Source organism: Phytoactinopolyspora mesophila (genome assembly GCF_010122465.1).
In the GTDB taxonomy this organism is placed as follows: Bacteria; Actinomycetota; Actinomycetes; order Jiangellales; family Jiangellaceae; genus Phytoactinopolyspora; species Phytoactinopolyspora mesophila.
In genome coordinates, this window is record NZ_WLZY01000001.1 from 791,136 (window position 1) to 806,454 (window position 15,319).

At 68.2% G+C, this 15,319-nt stretch carries 14 protein-coding genes; 4 read left to right on the forward strand and 10 right to left on the reverse strand.

The window, feature by feature from the left end:
- Nucleotides 1–119 precede the first annotated feature (119 nt).
- On the reverse strand, nucleotides 120–1,094 hold the full coding sequence (locus F7O44_RS03525; RefSeq protein WP_222851009.1) for a WYL domain-containing protein: 975 nt from the start codon (nucleotides 1,092–1,094) through the stop codon (nucleotides 120–122).
- A complete protein-coding gene (locus tag F7O44_RS03530) occupies nucleotides 1,091–2,026 on the reverse strand; it encodes a WCX domain-containing protein (protein WP_162448765.1) in 936 nt (311 codons plus the stop codon). The genes F7O44_RS03525 and F7O44_RS03530 overlap by 4 nt, the downstream gene beginning before the upstream one ends.
- 236 nt (nucleotides 2,027–2,262) lie before the next feature.
- Here F7O44_RS03530 and F7O44_RS03535 point away from each other — a divergent pair, with 236 nt between their 5' ends.
- Nucleotides 2,263–4,185, forward strand: coding sequence for a glycosyl hydrolase family 18 protein (locus F7O44_RS03535; protein WP_222851010.1), 1,923 nt, complete (start codon nucleotides 2,263–2,265; stop codon nucleotides 4,183–4,185).
- 141 nt (nucleotides 4,186–4,326) lie between these two features.
- Here F7O44_RS03535 and F7O44_RS03540 read toward each other — a convergent pair whose 3' ends face one another.
- Nucleotides 4,327–5,148 (reverse strand): putative protein N(5)-glutamine methyltransferase, encoded by an 822-nt coding sequence (locus F7O44_RS03540; protein WP_162448766.1) that lies wholly within the window; start codon nucleotides 5,146–5,148, stop codon nucleotides 4,327–4,329.
- A gap of 339 nt (nucleotides 5,149–5,487) precedes the next feature.
- Nucleotides 5,488–6,486 carry a YeiH family protein gene (locus F7O44_RS03545; protein ID WP_222851011.1) on the reverse strand — a complete coding sequence of 333 codons (999 nt, stop codon included), beginning with the start codon at nucleotides 6,484–6,486 and terminating at the stop codon, nucleotides 5,488–5,490.
- A 71-nt stretch (nucleotides 6,487–6,557) separates the two neighbouring features.
- Here F7O44_RS03545 and F7O44_RS03550 point away from each other — a divergent pair, with 71 nt between their 5' ends.
- Nucleotides 6,558–7,505 carry a LysR family transcriptional regulator gene (locus F7O44_RS03550; RefSeq protein WP_162448768.1) on the forward strand — a complete coding sequence of 316 codons (948 nt, stop codon included), beginning with the start codon at nucleotides 6,558–6,560 and terminating at the stop codon, nucleotides 7,503–7,505.
- 70 nt (nucleotides 7,506–7,575) lie between these two features.
- Here the strand turns inward: F7O44_RS03550 and F7O44_RS03555 are convergent, their stop codons facing one another.
- The 6 genes from F7O44_RS03555 to F7O44_RS03580 are packed head-to-tail and all read right to left on the reverse strand — an operon-like array spanning nucleotide 7,576 to nucleotide 13,374.
- On the reverse strand, nucleotides 7,576–8,616 hold the full coding sequence (locus tag F7O44_RS03555) for an Ldh family oxidoreductase (protein ID WP_162448769.1): 1,041 nt from the start codon (nucleotides 8,614–8,616) through the stop codon (nucleotides 7,576–7,578).
- Complete coding sequence (locus F7O44_RS03560; protein WP_162448770.1) at nucleotides 8,613–9,596, reverse strand: NAD(P)-dependent oxidoreductase; 984 nt, start codon at nucleotides 9,594–9,596, stop codon at nucleotides 8,613–8,615. The genes F7O44_RS03555 and F7O44_RS03560 overlap by 4 nt, the downstream gene beginning before the upstream one ends.
- A 57-nt stretch (nucleotides 9,597–9,653) precedes the next feature.
- Nucleotides 9,654–11,078, reverse strand: a complete 1,425-nt coding sequence (locus tag F7O44_RS03565) for an aldehyde dehydrogenase family protein (protein ID WP_162448771.1) — start codon at nucleotides 11,076–11,078, stop codon at nucleotides 9,654–9,656.
- Nucleotides 11,079–11,122: 44 nt separating this feature from the next.
- A complete protein-coding gene (locus F7O44_RS03570) occupies nucleotides 11,123–12,283 on the reverse strand; it encodes a UxaA family hydrolase (protein WP_162448772.1) in 1,161 nt (386 codons plus the stop codon).
- On the reverse strand, nucleotides 12,262–12,564 hold the full coding sequence (locus tag F7O44_RS03575; protein WP_162448773.1) for a UxaA family hydrolase: 303 nt from the start codon (nucleotides 12,562–12,564) through the stop codon (nucleotides 12,262–12,264). Before F7O44_RS03575 ends, F7O44_RS03570 begins: the two co-directional genes overlap by 22 nt.
- A gap of 27 nt (nucleotides 12,565–12,591) precedes the next feature.
- Nucleotides 12,592–13,374: a DeoR family transcriptional regulator gene (locus tag F7O44_RS03580; protein ID WP_162448774.1), complete on the reverse strand. Its 783-nt coding sequence runs from the start codon at nucleotides 13,372–13,374 to the stop codon at nucleotides 12,592–12,594.
- 106 nt (nucleotides 13,375–13,480) lie between these two features.
- Between F7O44_RS03580 and F7O44_RS03585 the strand changes: the two genes are divergently transcribed.
- Together F7O44_RS03585 and F7O44_RS03590 are read left to right on the forward strand one after the other, a co-directional pair.
- Complete coding sequence (locus F7O44_RS03585) at nucleotides 13,481–14,389, forward strand: carbohydrate kinase family protein (protein WP_162448775.1); 909 nt, start codon at nucleotides 13,481–13,483, stop codon at nucleotides 14,387–14,389.
- Nucleotides 14,389–15,306 (forward strand): aldolase, encoded by a 918-nt coding sequence (locus F7O44_RS03590; RefSeq protein ID WP_162448776.1) that lies wholly within the window; start codon nucleotides 14,389–14,391, stop codon nucleotides 15,304–15,306. The genes F7O44_RS03585 and F7O44_RS03590 overlap by 1 nt, the downstream gene beginning before the upstream one ends.
- Nucleotides 15,307–15,319 lie beyond the last annotated feature (13 nt).

Below are 15,319 nucleotides of genomic sequence, written 5' to 3' on the forward strand. Positions count from 1 at the left end.
GAGTGGCTCACCCGTGGCTTCGCCGGCTTCGGCGCTTCTGCCCGCCACGGACGGCCTACTCATCGCTTACCCAGGACGCTGCCCCCTACTCCTGCCGCCAGAAGACCAGGGCGATTTCGTCAGGCTCGGTGATGTTCGAGCAAGCGCTTGGCCAGGCCGACTCCCACATCGCGATGGCGCGTAGGTGTGTAGACGAATGCGCTCGGACCCGCCACCACGTGCAGCAGTGCGAGCCGTTCCTCGATCGGCTCCAGCAGGTGCGCCCGCAGCCGCACCTCGTCCTCGGTCTCGTTGATCACCTCGACCGACTCGGCGAACCGCTCGACCACCCAGCGGGAGTCCTGCGGCACCGCGATGTCCACGGGCTCGGTCCGCCTGTTGCGGGCGATGCGCTGGTCGACATCGTCGGGACGGTCGAAAGCCTCCTCGAGCACCTCCGCCGAACGGATTCCGGACAGCAGGAAGGTGCCGGTGTGGTCGTCGTCGAGTCCAGCGTCGAGCTCCCATCCCCGGCGCGTCTTGGTCAACCGGTAGGGCCGGATGACGTGTTCGCGGACCCCGGGTTGCCAGGCCCGGGCGTAGGTGATGCGCACGTGGAGATGCTCGCGCAGCGCGGCGCCCAGGCGGGCGGCGAGGTCGGCCAGCCAGGCGCTTCGGCGGGTGCCGATCCCCTGCAGCGCCGTCGCGACCAGGGCGTCGAGAGCGTCCTCCAGGTCGGTGTTTCCCGGCTCGATGGCCAGCAAGTCCTGTCCGGCTCGATAGATGCGGGCGAGCTCGCCGACACTGACGTAGTCGGCTCCGACCTCCATCGCCGAATGCGGGATCGCCGAGACGTACTCGGCGTGCTCCGGTGGTGCATCGTCGCCGTCTGCGTCGTGGAATCTGATCGTGGTCGGCCGGCTGATCCGAGCGTAGTACCGCAGCGGCATGTCCGCCGCGAAGAAGACGCGCAGTTCCTCGCGCAACGCCTCCGGGTCGGTGTCGAGAGCCTGGGCCAGTTGGTTCAGCGGCAGCCCGTTGGCATGCATGGCCAGGACGTTCAATGCTCGGGTGACCCGGTCGAATCTGCGGACATAGACCGGCGGGCGGGTCACCACAGCCGCTGCCTTTGAACGAACCGCTCGAGTTCGGTGATGATCTCGGCGCGTACGTCCTCGGGTCCCAGCACCTGAACGCGCTGCCCGAGCTCGTAGAGCCGGGCCCGGAAAGCCGCGCGGTGCGTCACGGGGACGGTCAGCGTGACGGCGTCGTCGCCGGCCTCGCGCCGGATCGGAGTACCGAGCATCATCACCACCTGGGGTTCGTGTTCGCTCGCCGTCTTGATGACAACATCTGTCGGCGGATCGACTTCCCAGGTGATGGGGTTGAGTTCCTCGTAGGTGATCTCTTCGGGGACTGATGCACTGTTCGGCTGGTCGACTACCACGTGTGTCATCCGGTCGGTGACGAATCGCTTGACCGACGTCGCCCCGTCCTCGCACCCCACCAGGTACCAGCCGGACGCGCCTGGGTGGATGACAAGCGGATGCACCACGCGCGGCTGCTGCTTGTAGACGAAACTGATCCGGCACCGGTTCTCGGTCGCGTATGCGGCCTTGTCGAGGGCGTCGTGACCTGCACGGTGCGGCTCACTGGTGCGTACGAAGGGGTCGTTTTCATCGACGTCGAAGTCGAGGAGATCGTCGCCGAGCTTGTCCAGGAAGCCGGTGGCACCAGCCGCGAGGGCAGCACGGACCAGCTGAACCTGGTGCCGTGGTGCGAGTTCAACCCGCAGCCTGGTGTCGCGCGCGTACAGCCGGTACCGCCCGGCTGAACCACGTTCGGTGGCATTGCGGATGTCCCAGCCGATCTTCTTGAGCTCGCCAATGTCGCGATTCAGCTGCCGATGCGGATCTTTGGTGGATCCGTACCCGGCGATGTCGATGAGGTCATCCGTGGTGAGACCTCGCGGTTCGGCCTCCTCCAAGGTCACCAGGATCCGGATGAGCCGCTCGAGCGGCCCCACCTGGTCTCGTCCACCCGCCACAACCCCCACCCCTCGGGTGCTCAGACGTCAGCACCGTGGCCACGATGCTAGTGGCGTTCAGAGCAGAACGGAACCGTCGGCCCACCTGCTCAACCAAGGCCGAAGCGTCATCGTCGCGTGCCTTTAGCAGGCATTGCGGGCTTTGGCAATCGGGTGAATGGATGATCGACGGACTGTCGATCGGCTCTTAGCTTCACCTTGAATAGGAAGGTTTCTTAACTATTAGGAGGTGGATCGTGTCCCCCCGTCGAAGAATCCACCGGGTGCTGGCCCTGTGTGCCGCACTCCTGCTACCGGCCGCGCTCCTGCCGGCCACAAACAGCTGGGCGTCAGAGCAGCTCAGCGCCACGTTCACCAAGACGTCGGACTGGGGCTCTGGCTACGTCGCCCAGTACACCATCACCAACTCCGGCAGCACTGCCGTCACCGGATGGACCGTGGAGTTCGATGTCTCCGGCTCTCAGTCGGTGACCAGCGTCTGGAACGGCGTACACACACGCGACGGCAACCACCATGTGGTGTCCAACGAGGCTTGGAACGGCAACCTCGCGCCGGGCTCGTCGGTGACGTTCGGCTTCGAGGGCGCCTATTCGGGCAGTTGGACCGACCCCTCCGGCTGCGTCGTCAATTCCAGACCGTGCTCTGGAAACGGTGAAGAACCTGTCGATCCACCTGACCCACCGACGAATGTCACCGTCACCGGTGTCACTCCGACAGCTGTGACTTTGTCGTGGGATCCATCGGGCGGTGCGGACAACTACCTCGTCTATGTGGACGGGAACCTTCGCAGTTCACCAACCACTCCCCCGGCGACGATCGGCGGACTCACCCCAGAGACCACCTATCAGCTCACCGTCGCCGCTGAGAACGACGCCGGACGATCAGACCAGAGCGCACCGGTCACGGCCACGACGCCGCCGGCCAGCGCCGGCCCCGGTGACGACCGGATCGTGGGTTACTTCACCCAATGGGGCATCTACGGGCGCAACTTCAAGATCCGTGACGTGCACACAAGTGGTGCGGCAGAGCGCCTCACCCACATCAACTACGCCTTCGGCAACGTTTCGTCGAACTCCGAGTGTTTCATCGTCAACCAGACCGGCGTCGGCGACGCGTGGGCTGACTACCAGCGCGGATTCACTGCTGGTGAGAGTGTGGACGGCGTCGGGGACACCTGGAACCAGGAGTTGAAGGGCAACTTCAACCAGATCCGCAAGCTCAAGGAGATGCATCCGCACCTGAAGGTCTACATCTCGCTAGGCGGCTGGACCTGGTCGACCTACTTCTCCGACGCCGCGCTGCCGCAGAACCGGGAGCGCTTCGTCAAGTCCTGCATCGATCTGTACCTCCGCGGCGACCTGCCTGTTCAGGGCGGCGAGCCGGCAGGAGGACCCGGCTCGGCGTTCGGTGTCTTCGACGGCATCGACCTCGACTGGGAATGGCCCGCCTCCGAGGGCGACGCGGGCAACATCGTCCGTCCGCAAGACCGGGAGAACTTCACGGCGCTGCTGGCCGAATTCCGCTCCCAGCTGGACGATCTGGAGGCCGAGACCGGGCGCACATATGACCTCACCGCGTTCCTTCCCGCCGACCCGGCCAAGATCGACGCCGGGTTCGAGGTCGACAAGGTCTTCGACTACCTCGACTTCGGCACCGTACAGGGCTACGACTTCCACGGCGCCTGGGAATCGACCGCCAATCACCAGTCCAACCTGTACGACACACCGGGCGACCCCTCACCGGTCCAGTTCAGCGTCGATACCGCCATCCAGGCCTACCTGGCCGGCGGGGCGCCCGCGGACAAGCTGGTGGTCGGTGTGCCCTACTACGGCCGCGGCTGGACCGGCGTTTCGGCCGGGGCGACCAACGGGCTGTTCCAGCAGGCCACCGGCCCTGCGCCTGGGACCTGGGAGGCCGGGATCGAGGACTACAAGGTCCTGGTCAACAGGTCCGGGCCACGGTTCCGTGACGAGTCCACGGGCGCGTACTGGTTATACGACGGCACTCAATGGTGGAGCTATGACGATCCCGTCCTGCTGACGCAGAAGACCGGCTACATCAAGGACAACGGTCTCGGTGGCGCGATGATCTGGTCGCTCGACGGGGACGACTCCAATGCCACCTTGACCAGGACGCTGCACGCCGGGCTCACCCAGTAGCAACCCCGGCCCGGGTCTTGCGCACCTTGCTCGCCTGATCGGTTGTTCCCCTGATCGCTCGTCGTGAGGCGATCAGGGGAACAACCCTGGTGGTCCACGCCAGCCCCGGGCTTTCAACCCGGCTGGCCAAGGTGCCCCGGATCAGCTTGGGCGGGTACCGACGACGACGCTGGCGTCCAGTTCGTCGGAGCTGATTACTCGCGCGTCCAGGCCGTTAGCAACGAAGATCTCCGCGGCGGCGGACGCTTGGAGCGCGCTGGTCTCGATCAGCACGCGCCCACCTGGCGCTACCCATGGGGTCGCAGCGCCGGCCACCTGACGCAGCACGTCGAGCCCGTCGGCCCCGCCGTCGAAGGCCAGTGGCGGCTCGTACAGGCGTGCTTCCTGCGCGAGCAGTGCCATCGCGTCGGTGGGGACATACGGCACGTTCGCCACCAGCACATCGATCCGGCCGCGCAGTGCCGGCGGCAGCGCGTCATACAGGTCGCCCTCCAGCACCCGGCCCGCGGCACCGATGTTACGTTGCGCGCACCGGACCGCAGCCGGATCGATATCCGCGGCATAGAGTTCGACGGTGCCGGCCGCTGCGGCCAGCGCCACTCCCACCGCGCCAGTGCCGCAGCACAGGTCGACCACCACCGGCGCCGAGCCGGCTGCCGACGCCCGCGCGCATGCAGCTTCCCGCGCCGACAGAATCGCTTGTTGAGCGAGGAATTCGGTGCGACGCCGGGGAATGAACACCCCTGGATCGACCGCGATCCGGTTGCCGCAGAATTCGGCCCAGCCGAGCACGTACTCGAGTGGCACGCCGCTGGCGCGTCGTTCGATCATGGCGTTGCGATCGGCTTCCGAGAGCGCGGCGTCGATCAGCAGGTCAGCTTCTTCCTCGGCGAAGACAGAACCAGCGGCGCGCAGCGTGGCGGCCACGACGGTTCGAGGGTGGGTGAACAGCGAATCCAGCATGGGAACCTCTCGAGATACCCAGGATGCGCTCCCCGATCACCTGTCCCGGTGGCTGACCCGGCGGCCTTGAGGTGAGAGCACCCTGCCTGACGTGACGTAAATGGGTCTCACCTCCTTGGTTTTCGCCCTTAGACGAGCGTATCGGCAACTCTAGCTGATCCACACGGCCGCTCTTCGCGGGCGAACGGACGCGTCGGCGGTTGGCTGGTGGCGGCCGAACGACACCGCGACTTCACCGGGTCTTCTCCGGCGTCACCACGGCTGCAGGCATGGTGACGCTTGGGAAAACCCACCGAACGTGATCATTTAGGTGGCGGTTTGGGGTGGGTGGGGTGGTGGTCACAGGAGCATGAGGCCGGCGCCGGAGACCGTGCTGATGAGCAGTGTGGACAGCAGCCCCAGCAGCAGGCTCGGTCCTCCCCCACGGATCAATGTGCGCAAATGAACCGCGGCCCCCATGCCGAACATGGCGGCGGCCAACAGCATGGTCTGTGCGGTGGCCGCCAGCTCGAGCAACCCGCCTGGGACGACGTCGGCGCTGCGCACCGCCATGGCCAGCAGGAAGCCCAGAACGAAGACCGGAACAATCGGGGGCCGCCAGCCCGGGACGGGCTGCCCGGCCCGGCGTCGCTGCCACAAGCTCATCCCGGCGACCAGCGGCGCCAGCAACACGACCCGGGTGAGCTTCACGACCACGGCCGGAGCCAACGCCGACGCGCCGACCGTCCCGGCGACGGCCACCACCTGGGCTACCTCGTGCACGCTTGCTCCGGCCCAGATGCCGAACGACGTCGGGTCCAGTCCCAGCGGCATGTACAAGGCCGGCATGATCACGATGGACAAGGTGCCGAAGATCGTCACCAGCGCGATGCCGGTGGCCACATCCTCATCGTCACTGTTCACGACGCTGCGCGCGGCGGCAACCGCGGACGCGCCACAGATCGAGAATCCGGTGGCGATGAGCAGGCTCCGTTCGGCCGACAACCCCAGGGCGCGACCCATCACGAGGGTGCCGGCGTAGGTCACCGCGACGCTGACGATCACCAGCGTGAGCACGCGGGGCCCGAGCGCCAGTACCTCGGGCAAGGCCAGTTGCAGCCCGAGGAGGACAACACCGGTTCGCAGCAACTGGCGGGCGGCGAAGGCGAGCCCGGGCCGCAGCGCGGCACCGACCATACCCGTGTTCGTCGCTACGGCTCCCAGAGCCAGAGCGATCATCAGCACACTGACCGGGACGGTGTGGTTGACCGCGAACGCGACCGCCACGCCCGCCGCCACAAAAGCCAGGCCCGGCCACACACTGCTGTGCGCCGGCTTCTCCCCTGGTATCGGTTCCACAGTTTCCAGCCTGCGCCGTAACCCGGCGCGCCGGTAGCCATCACGTCCGCAAGTACTCATAGAGTGACTGCATGACATCAACGTCGTGGCCGGACCTGAACAGCCTGGAGCTGTTCGTTCTGGTCGCCGAGCACGGCAGCGTCGGGCAAGCCGCGGCGCGCCACGGCATCACCCAGGCCTCGGCCAGCCGCCGGCTCGACACGCTTGAAAGAGAACTCGGAGTCCCGCTACTCGTACGCTCCACCACCGGTTCCCGGCTGACCGATGACGGCCGGGTCGTGGTCGATTGGGCACGCGCGACCCTCGCAGCCGCCGGCGACCTCATGGCCGGAGTCTCCGCCCTGCGTCATGAGCGGGCCGGCGCACTGCGGGTGGCGGCCAGCATGACCGTCGCCGAGTACCTGATGCCCGGCTGGCTGATGACCTTCCGGCACAACCGTCCTGACGTGGACGTCAGCCTGCAGGTGGCCAATTCCGAGTCGGTCGGCGAGATGGTGCGCGCCGGTGACGTGGACCTCGGTTTCATCGAATCGCCCAGCGTTCCCGGCGGCCTCACTTCGCGGCAGGTGGCCACGGACCGGCTGGTGGTGATCGTGGCGCCCGCGCACCGGTGGGCGCGCCGCCGCACGCCCATCCCGGCCGCCGAACTGGCCGCTACCCCGCTGGTGGTACGCGAACCCGGGTCCGGCACCCGGACGGCGCTGGAGCGCATCCTCGATCGCAACCAGATGGCGGCGCCACTGCTGGAGCTCTCGTCCAACGCCGCGGTGAAGGTCGCCGTCGAGACCGGGCAGGCGCCCGCCGTACTGAGCAATCTGGCCGTGGCCGGTGAAGTCCGTGACGGCCGGCTGCGCGACGTGGCCGTGGCGGAGCTCGAACTCGATCGTCCGCTCCGGGCCGTCTGGCCACGGCGTCGCCGGCTGGCCGAACCTGCCGCCACGCTTGTCCGGCTGGCCGAGCAGGCCGGTGCCCGCGTCCCGCAGACCGGCGACGCCCGGCGACCGGCCGGGCAACGCTGACGTCCCGGCCGGACGTCCAGGGCAGACATGGCACGCTGAATGCACGTTGGCAAGCGATTTCCACGCCGGTTCAGCGTGTATTCAGCGTGCCATCCGCGACGCCGAGCCGTTGCGCCCAGCTCAGCAGCTCCGACAGGGTCTTCTCGTCCACGGCCAGTACGGCGTCGTCGTCGATCTCCGCTGGCATCACACGCCGCCCACCTGGTATCCGGCCACCGGCGACGGTGGCTCGAGCGGCCAGTTCATCGAGGCGGCTCTGGGCGCCGGCACCACCCTCCACGTCGAACCGCGCCGGATCGAAGGCAACGACAAGATGCCCGATCCGCTGCGGCTCGGCCGCGTCCTCCGGGTCGAACATGTCGGTCACGTCACCGGCGAGCCGGGGCCCCGCCAGCCCGGCCGACATCGTCTCCACGAGCATGGCCAGCGCGTATCCTTTCGCCCCGCCCAGCGGAGCCAGCATCCCGTGCAGCGCGGCTCGCGCGTCGGTGGTGGGGCGACCCGCGGCGTCCAGCGCCCATCCCGCAGGCAGCGGCTCGTCCCGCGCGGCGTGCGCGGCGATTTTCCCTCTGGCCACGGCGCTGCTCGCCAGATCGACGATCATCGGCCGGGGCCGGCTCGGTATCCCGGCGGCCAGCGGGGAGGTGGACAACAGCGGTTGCGAGCCGCCCCAGGGCGGCATCACAGCCGGCCCCGTGGAGAAGATCATGGACACGTAGCCGGCTTCGAGCAGCGGCAACGTGTACGCACCAAGCGCGCCGCAGTGCCCCGAGTTGCCGACGCTGACCGCGGCCAGGCCGAACCGGGCGCACCGGGTGGCGGCGAGTTCAGCGGCACGACGCACTTGCCAGTGCCCGAGCCCGCCACCTCCATCGAGGGCTATCGCCGGACCGGTATCGGAGACGGTGCGCAACGCCGCCGTCGGCGGGTAACCGCCGGTGACGGCACGGTGCAGGTAATACGGCAACCGCATGAGTCCGTGTGAGCCGATACCCCAGCAGTCGGCCAGCACGATGCCCTCGGCGGTGGCGCCGGCCTCTTCAGGCCCGAATCCGGCTCCCTGGAGCAAGTCTGTGGCCAGCCGACGAGCGGTGCCGATGGTCAGGCTCACGCGGTTCTCCTCCGGGTGGACTGGCCGACGGCATGGCGGGCCGGCGCACCAGAGAGCACCGCCTCGATGTCGGCAGCCAGGATGCCGACGATCCGCTCCTGGCTCTGCGCGGTGATGCCGGCGACATGCGGGGTGAGCACCACGTTGTCCAGCTTCTCCAGCCGGCCCGGCACCGGTGGCTCCTGCTCTCGGACGTCGAGTCCGGCGCCGGCGAGCCGGCCCGACTCGAGCGCATCGGCGAGGGCCTCCTCGTCCACCACCTCACCGCGGCCGACGCTGACAAACAACGCCTGCGGCTTGACGTGGGCGAGCAATGAGGCATCGACGAGGTGGCGGGTGGCGTCGGTGGCGGGTAGATGGCTGCTGATCACGTCAGCGGTCGCCATGACCTCGCTGAGCGGCGCCAGCCGCACGCCGAGTTGGGCGAGCTCCGGGTCTCCGGCGTCGACGTAGGGGTCATAGGCGATGACCGCCATCCCCAACGCCGCGGCGACACGTGCCACGGCCCGGGCAGTGGCCCCCGCGCCGAGCACACCCCACGTCCGCCCACTCAGCTCCAGACCCGGTGTCCGGTTCCAGCCTCCGGCCCGGCATTCGACGTCCAGCTTGACGATCCGGCGGGCGACGGCCAGCGCGAGACCGAGTGTGTGCTCGGCCACGCTCAGCGCGTTGGCGCCCAGCGGAGCGACCACGACGACGCCACGCTGGTCGGCCGCGTCGAGATCGATGTTGTCCAAGCCCGTCCCGGCCCGGGCGACGACGTGCAGAGCCGGCAGAGCGTCCAGCAGTGCGGCGTCGACCTGAGCGCGGTTGCGCACCACCAGCGCACGTGCGCCGGCTGCCACCGCCACTATCCGTTCCGGCGTGCTCCACGCGGCCGGGTCGTGGCGCACATTCAGCCGAGCGGCCAGGTCGTCCAGACCTTTTCCACGTACGTCCTCCACCACCGCGACATCCGCCGCACCGCTATCCGCGATCACTGCATCCTCCTCGTCGCCGGTCCGCGCGGCCGTGAATCCCGGCCGCGTCCTCGGCCGTCACAGGCCGACGGCCAGATATCGGACCTCCTGGAACTCTTCCAGCCCGGGTGAGCCGCCTTCGCGCCCGAGCCCGGACTGTTTGGTCCCGCCCATCGGGGCGAAGCAGACCGTGGGCAGCGGGTTGTTGACGCCGACGATTCCCACGTCGAGCCGTTCGCCGATCCGCCACATCCGGGCCACATCGCGACTGTAGAAATAGCCCGCCAGGCCCATCTCGGTGTTGTTCGCCCGGCTCAGTGCTTCCTCCTCGGAGCTGAACCGGAACACCCCGGCCGCCGGGCCGAAGATCTCCTCCGTGGCCAGTGCAGCATCGTCGGGCACATCCACCAGCAACGACGGCGCGCAGAAGGCTCCGGACGGCAGCTCGCGCTCGGCCGTCACCTTCTTGGCACCGCCGTCGACGGCTTCGGTCACCATCGCCTCCACCGCGCGGACTCGCTCGTCGTCAATACACGCGGCCAGGTCTGGCACCGGATCAGCGAGGCCGTCGCCGACAACCATCGCATCGATCCGGGCGGCCAGACCCGTGACGAACTCGTCGTAGACCGCGTCGTGCACGAGAAACCGGTTGGCGGCGATGCACGACTGTCCCGTGTTGCGGAACTTCGCCAGCATGGCCCCCTCGACAGCGGCGTCGACGTCGGCGTCCTCGAACACGACGAATGGCGCATCGCCGCCGAGTTCGAGCAGGGGCCGCACGACCCGTTCACTGGCCTTGGCCATGATCTGCCGGCCCACGGCGGTGGAACCGGTGAACGAGACCACCCGGACCGCCGGATGATCAAGATAAGCACCGGTCACCTCCGCCGCGAGGCCATGCACGACGTTCAGCACGCCGTCCGGCACACCGGCTTCAGCGAGGCACCGGATCATCTCGGTGACGGCTAGCGGCGCTTTCTCCGATACCCGAGCCACGACTGTGCACCCGGCGGCAAGAGCGGGCGCGAGCTTACGAGCCTGGATGGAGCACGGAAAGTTCCACGGCGTCAGGCTTGCGACCACGCCCGCCGGGCGACGGATGGTCATGTGCCGGCGCGCCGGATCCTCAGGCGGATGCACACTACCGTCCGGACGGCGCGCTTCCTCGGCGAACCACCGGAAGTACTCCGCGGAGAACCGGACTTCTCCCACGGCCTCCGGGCGCCGCTTCCCGGCCTCCGTGGCCAGCAGCACGCCGATCTCCTCGGCCCGCTCGGCGATGAGGTCAGCACCGCGACGGAGAATGTCGCCACGTAGGCGGGCGGGTGTGGACGCCCACTGATCGGCGGCCGCGGCGGCAGCGTCGGCCGCTGCCCGCGCCTCGGCCGCTCCCCCGTACCCGACAACGCCGACGACGGAGCCGTCCACTGGATTGAGGACGTCGACATGCCCGGCCGATTCCGTCCATTCGCCCGCGATGAGCGAGTTCGCCTGGCGTTTCACCTTCGGTGTTCCTCCTTTGTCGCGCCGCCGCCTTCGTCCCGTGCTCAGGCGCTGCGGTAGAGCTTGGTCAGCGTGAACTCGCGATGCCCTAGAGCTTCTGCCGCGGTCAGGCGCCCGTTGACGGTGCGCACCACCAGATCGATGAGCTCTTCGCCCGCCTGCTCGACGCTGGCTCGGCCGGCAAGAACCGCCGAGCAGTCCACGTCCATGTGGTCAGCCATCGAGGTGGCCGTCTTCGGATTGGCGGTGATCTTCACGACGGGCTGGACCGGGTTGCCGATCACATTGCCCTGTCCGGTCGGAAAGAGATTCACCACGCCGCCGCCGGCGGTCATCAGCGTGACGCACTCCGCCGCCGCGGACGAGGTGTCCATGAAGTTCAGCCCCGCCCGGGTGGGAGCCTCGGCTGCTGCGAGCGCGCCGACGATGGGCACGCTGCCGGTCTTCACGATGTTGCCCAGCGCCTTCTCTTCGATGGTCGACAACCCACCGGCGATATTGCCTTGAGTGGGTTGTGAGCCGAGCAGGTTGGCGCCGGTGGCGTCGATCATGTCGATGTAGTCGTCGTACAACGCCTGGAACCTCTTGCGCACGTCGTCGTCGGCGCATCGTTCGGCGATCAGGTGTTCACCGCCGGTGAGTTCGCTGGTCTCGCCGAAGATCACCGTGCCGCCGGCGTCGACCCACCGCTCCACCAGATAGGCGGTCACCCGGTTGGACCCAAGGCCCGTCGTCGTGTCGGACTCGCCGTCTTTCATCGTGAGCATGATGTCCGGGATCTCCACCGGCTCCCGGGTCAGCTCGCTGGCCTGCTGGAGATAGTCCTTGGCCACCCGCGAGGCTCGCTCGATGACGGCGAGATCACCGCTGCCTTCGATGGAGAACCCGGTGACCGGCTTACCCGTGGCGGCGATGCCCTCGACGACCCGCTCGGTCCAGTTCGGCTCGATCCCGATCACCACCACGGCGGCGACGTTCGGATTGCCGCCGACACCGATCAGCGTCTGGAAGGTCAGCTCCAGGTCGTCGCCGAACTGCAGCCGTCCGAACGCGTGCGGCAGCGGGAGCGTCCCGGGCACCAAGCTCGCCACCCCCTCCGCCGCGGCGTTGGACAGGTCGTCGACCGGGAGGACGGCGACGTGGTTGCGGGTGCCCACCCGGCCGTCGGGCCGGCGATATCCGGTCAGGCGACGCTGTTCTGCCACCGTGCGCTCCTCACATTGTGTACGTGGACGTAGTCGCCCACCTCGATGTCTTTGCTGGCGACGCCGATCCGTATCCCGTACTCGACGACATCGGCGCCGGATGCGACCGGCGCCAGGGCGAGTTTGTGCCCAAGAGGCACGTCGTGGTTCAGCACGACGCCGGCCTCGCCCGATCCATCCAGGTAGGAACCCCGGACCTCGCCGGGGCTCAGATCACGTACAGCCACCGCGACGTGGTCGCCTTCGCGATGGGCGAGGAAGTCAGGTCCTCGCTCGGTCATGTCCACCTCCAGTGATGGGAACTACGTTCATGAACTGGTCACGTCGACACCGGCCGTGGCCAACGCCTGCCGGATTCGCTCCGGGGGCTCCTGGTCGGTGATGACCCGGTCGAGCTGTTCGAGCCCGCACAGGCGCACCGTGGCCGGGTGCTCGAACTTCGATCTGTCGGCGAGCAGCACGACGACGTCCGCGGCCTCGATGAGCGCGAGTTTCGTAGGCCGTTCGATGTCGGCCTCGACGTACACGCCCTTCTCGTCGACACCGGCGGCGCCGAGGAAGAAGACCCGCACCCGCAGACCGGCCGCTGCCGACTCGGTGAGAGGTCCGACAAATGCCTGGCTCGATCGGAACAGGTCGCCGCCGAGGCCCACGACCCGCGGCTCCGGCCGGGCCAGTAGCGCCTGCAGAACCGGCACCGAATGGCTGACCACACACCCCGAGAACTCATCCGGCAATTCGTGGACGACGTCGTAGGTCGTGGTACCGGCGTCGATGGCGATCGTGTCGGACGGGCCGATCAGCTCGACCGCACGGTGCGCGATCATCCGTTTCTCCTCGGCATGAGCGCGGGCGCGGCTGACGAACTCAGAGGTCCGCAGCGTGGGGTGCGGCAGGCTCGCGCCGCCATGCACGATGCGAACCTCGCCGTCGCTGGCCAGCCGCCGGAGATCACGGCGGATGGTCATGTCGGACACGCCAAGGTCTTCGGCCAGCGCGCTGACCGAGAGAAACCCGGCCGCACGCAGCCGCGACAGGATGTTCTCCCGCCGGTCAGGCGCCTGGTCGTAGCGGAGGTTATCGGTGGTCACCAACGGCTCCCTTCTCGGGCTTCTGGGCAGCACCTTACGCGAGAAGTGTTGACTTTCCAACAACCGTTGTTAGTGTTTGACCAGTCGTTCACCAATGGAGGAAGCCATGACCCACCAGTCCGACGGACCGCTGATCTTCGTCGGTCTCGCGACTCTCGACGCGATCGCACTGGTGGAGCGGTATCCCCAGCCGGACGAACGCGTGCTCGCCGACGACGTCACCTACGCCGGCGGCGGCCCGGCCGCCACGGCAGCCGTCGCCGCCGCCCGCCTCGGGGTACCCGATGTCGCCTTCCTCGGCGCCGTGGGCGACGACGAAGACGGCCAGCGCGTCGTCACCGACCTTCAGGCAGAGGGCGTCGACACCTCGGGCGTTCGCCGAATACCCGGAACGCGCACGCCGGCCAGCGTCGTCGTCGTCGATCACAGCCAGGGCACCCGAGCCATCTCGCACCGCTCCGGCCCACGGCTCGAGATCGACGCCGGCCAACGCAGCCGGATGGTGGGAGCCGCCTGGGTCCACACCGATCACGTCGGCTGGCCTGCGTTCAGCGCCACCTTCGCCGGGTCCCAGAAAGATCAGCCGCGACTCAGCGTCGACGGGGGCAACCCGATCGACGGGTTCACCCCCGCGGGCGTAGATCTCTACGTGCCCACCGTCGAAGCACTCACTGTCAGATATGGAGAGTGCCAGGCCGAAGACCTGCTCGACGCCGCGCAGGCCGACGGTGCGCGCACGGTCGTGGCCACGCGCGGCGCTCAGGGCTCGATCGCCGTCGGCTCCGGCGGGCAGCGCTACCAGGCTCCCGGCTTTCCGGCGCAGGTGCATTCCACACTCGGGGCCGGCGATGTCTTCCACGGCGCACTGCTGGCCGCCATACACCACGGCGCTGATCTGCCGGAATGCCTGGCCTACGCCAATGTCACCGCTGCGCTCGCCTGCCGGGGGCTGGACGGCCGCTCAGCAATTCCCACCCACGACGAAGTCCGTCGCCACCTGGCGGACCTCGCCTGATGCTTCACCACGAGAAGGAGTCCAATCCCTTGGCCACCAACGCCGCGGGAGCGCCAGACCTCGCACCGCTGACCCGTCCATCCGGCGCCTTCGCCATGCTCGCCCTCGATCAGCGCGAAGCGCTGCGAGCCATGCTTGCCGAGCATCGATCCGATCCAGTCACCGATCAGCAGGTCACCGAGTTCAAGTTGACCGCCGCCCGAGTATTGACGCCATTCGCCTCCGCCGTGCTGCTGGACAAGCAGTTCGTTCTCGATCAGGCCATCTCCGAGAAGGCGATCGCGCCGGGGTGTTCCCTGATCGCCGCTGCCGACGAGTTCGTCGCCGGATCTGACGAGTTCGTCGCGGACACCCGGATCGACCACACGGTCGATCCAGTCCATTACCGCGACCACGGCGCGGTGGCCCTCAAACTCCTCGTGGTGTGGCGGCCCGATGAAGACCCGGCTCGGCGGATCGAGTTGGTCGAGCGGTTCGTGGCACGCTCTCATGCCGCGGGGCTGGCCAGCATCATCGAACCGGTATCCCGGGCGCCACGCGGTGGCGGGTCCTGGGACTGGGACGCCGGAGTGCTCGCCGCGGTGAAAGAACTCGGTGACCTCGGGGCTGACCTGTACAAGGCGGAGGTTCCCCTGCACGGGTTGGGGGATGCCGCCGAGATTCGGCGCCGCTGCGCCCAGATCACCGAGACGCTGGCCTCGCCGTGGGTCGTGTTGTCTTCCGGCGTTCCCGAAGACGCGTTCCCGCGGGCGGTGGAACTAGCCGTCGCCGAAGGCGCGTCAGGCTTCCTTGCCGGCCGGGCCGTGTGGCAGTCGAGCATCGGCGCGTCCGACGTCGAAGCGACCCTACGAAGCAATGCGGTTTCGCGGCTGCGCAGGCTGTGCGACGTCGTCGACGAAGGCATCACCAACCGCTGAGGAGGTGTACTCC

What these genes read in the sequence shown, in the direction of transcription:
- F7O44_RS03540 (WP_162448766.1), bottom strand. Translation starts at nt 5,148, where the DNA reads ATGCTGGATTCGCTGTTCACCCACCCTCGAACCGTCGTGGCCGCCACG.
- F7O44_RS03550 (WP_162448768.1), top strand. Translation starts at nt 6,558, where the DNA reads ATGACATCAACGTCGTGGCCGGACCTGAACAGCCTGGAGCTGTTCGTT.
- F7O44_RS03575 (WP_162448773.1), bottom strand. Translation starts at nt 12,564, where the DNA reads ATGACCGAGCGAGGACCTGACTTCCTCGCCCATCGCGAAGGCGACCAC.
- F7O44_RS03585 (WP_162448775.1), top strand. Translation starts at nt 13,481, where the DNA reads ATGACCCACCAGTCCGACGGACCGCTGATCTTCGTCGGTCTCGCGACT.
- F7O44_RS03590 (WP_162448776.1), top strand. Translation starts at nt 14,389, where the DNA reads ATGCTTCACCACGAGAAGGAGTCCAATCCCTTGGCCACCAACGCCGCG.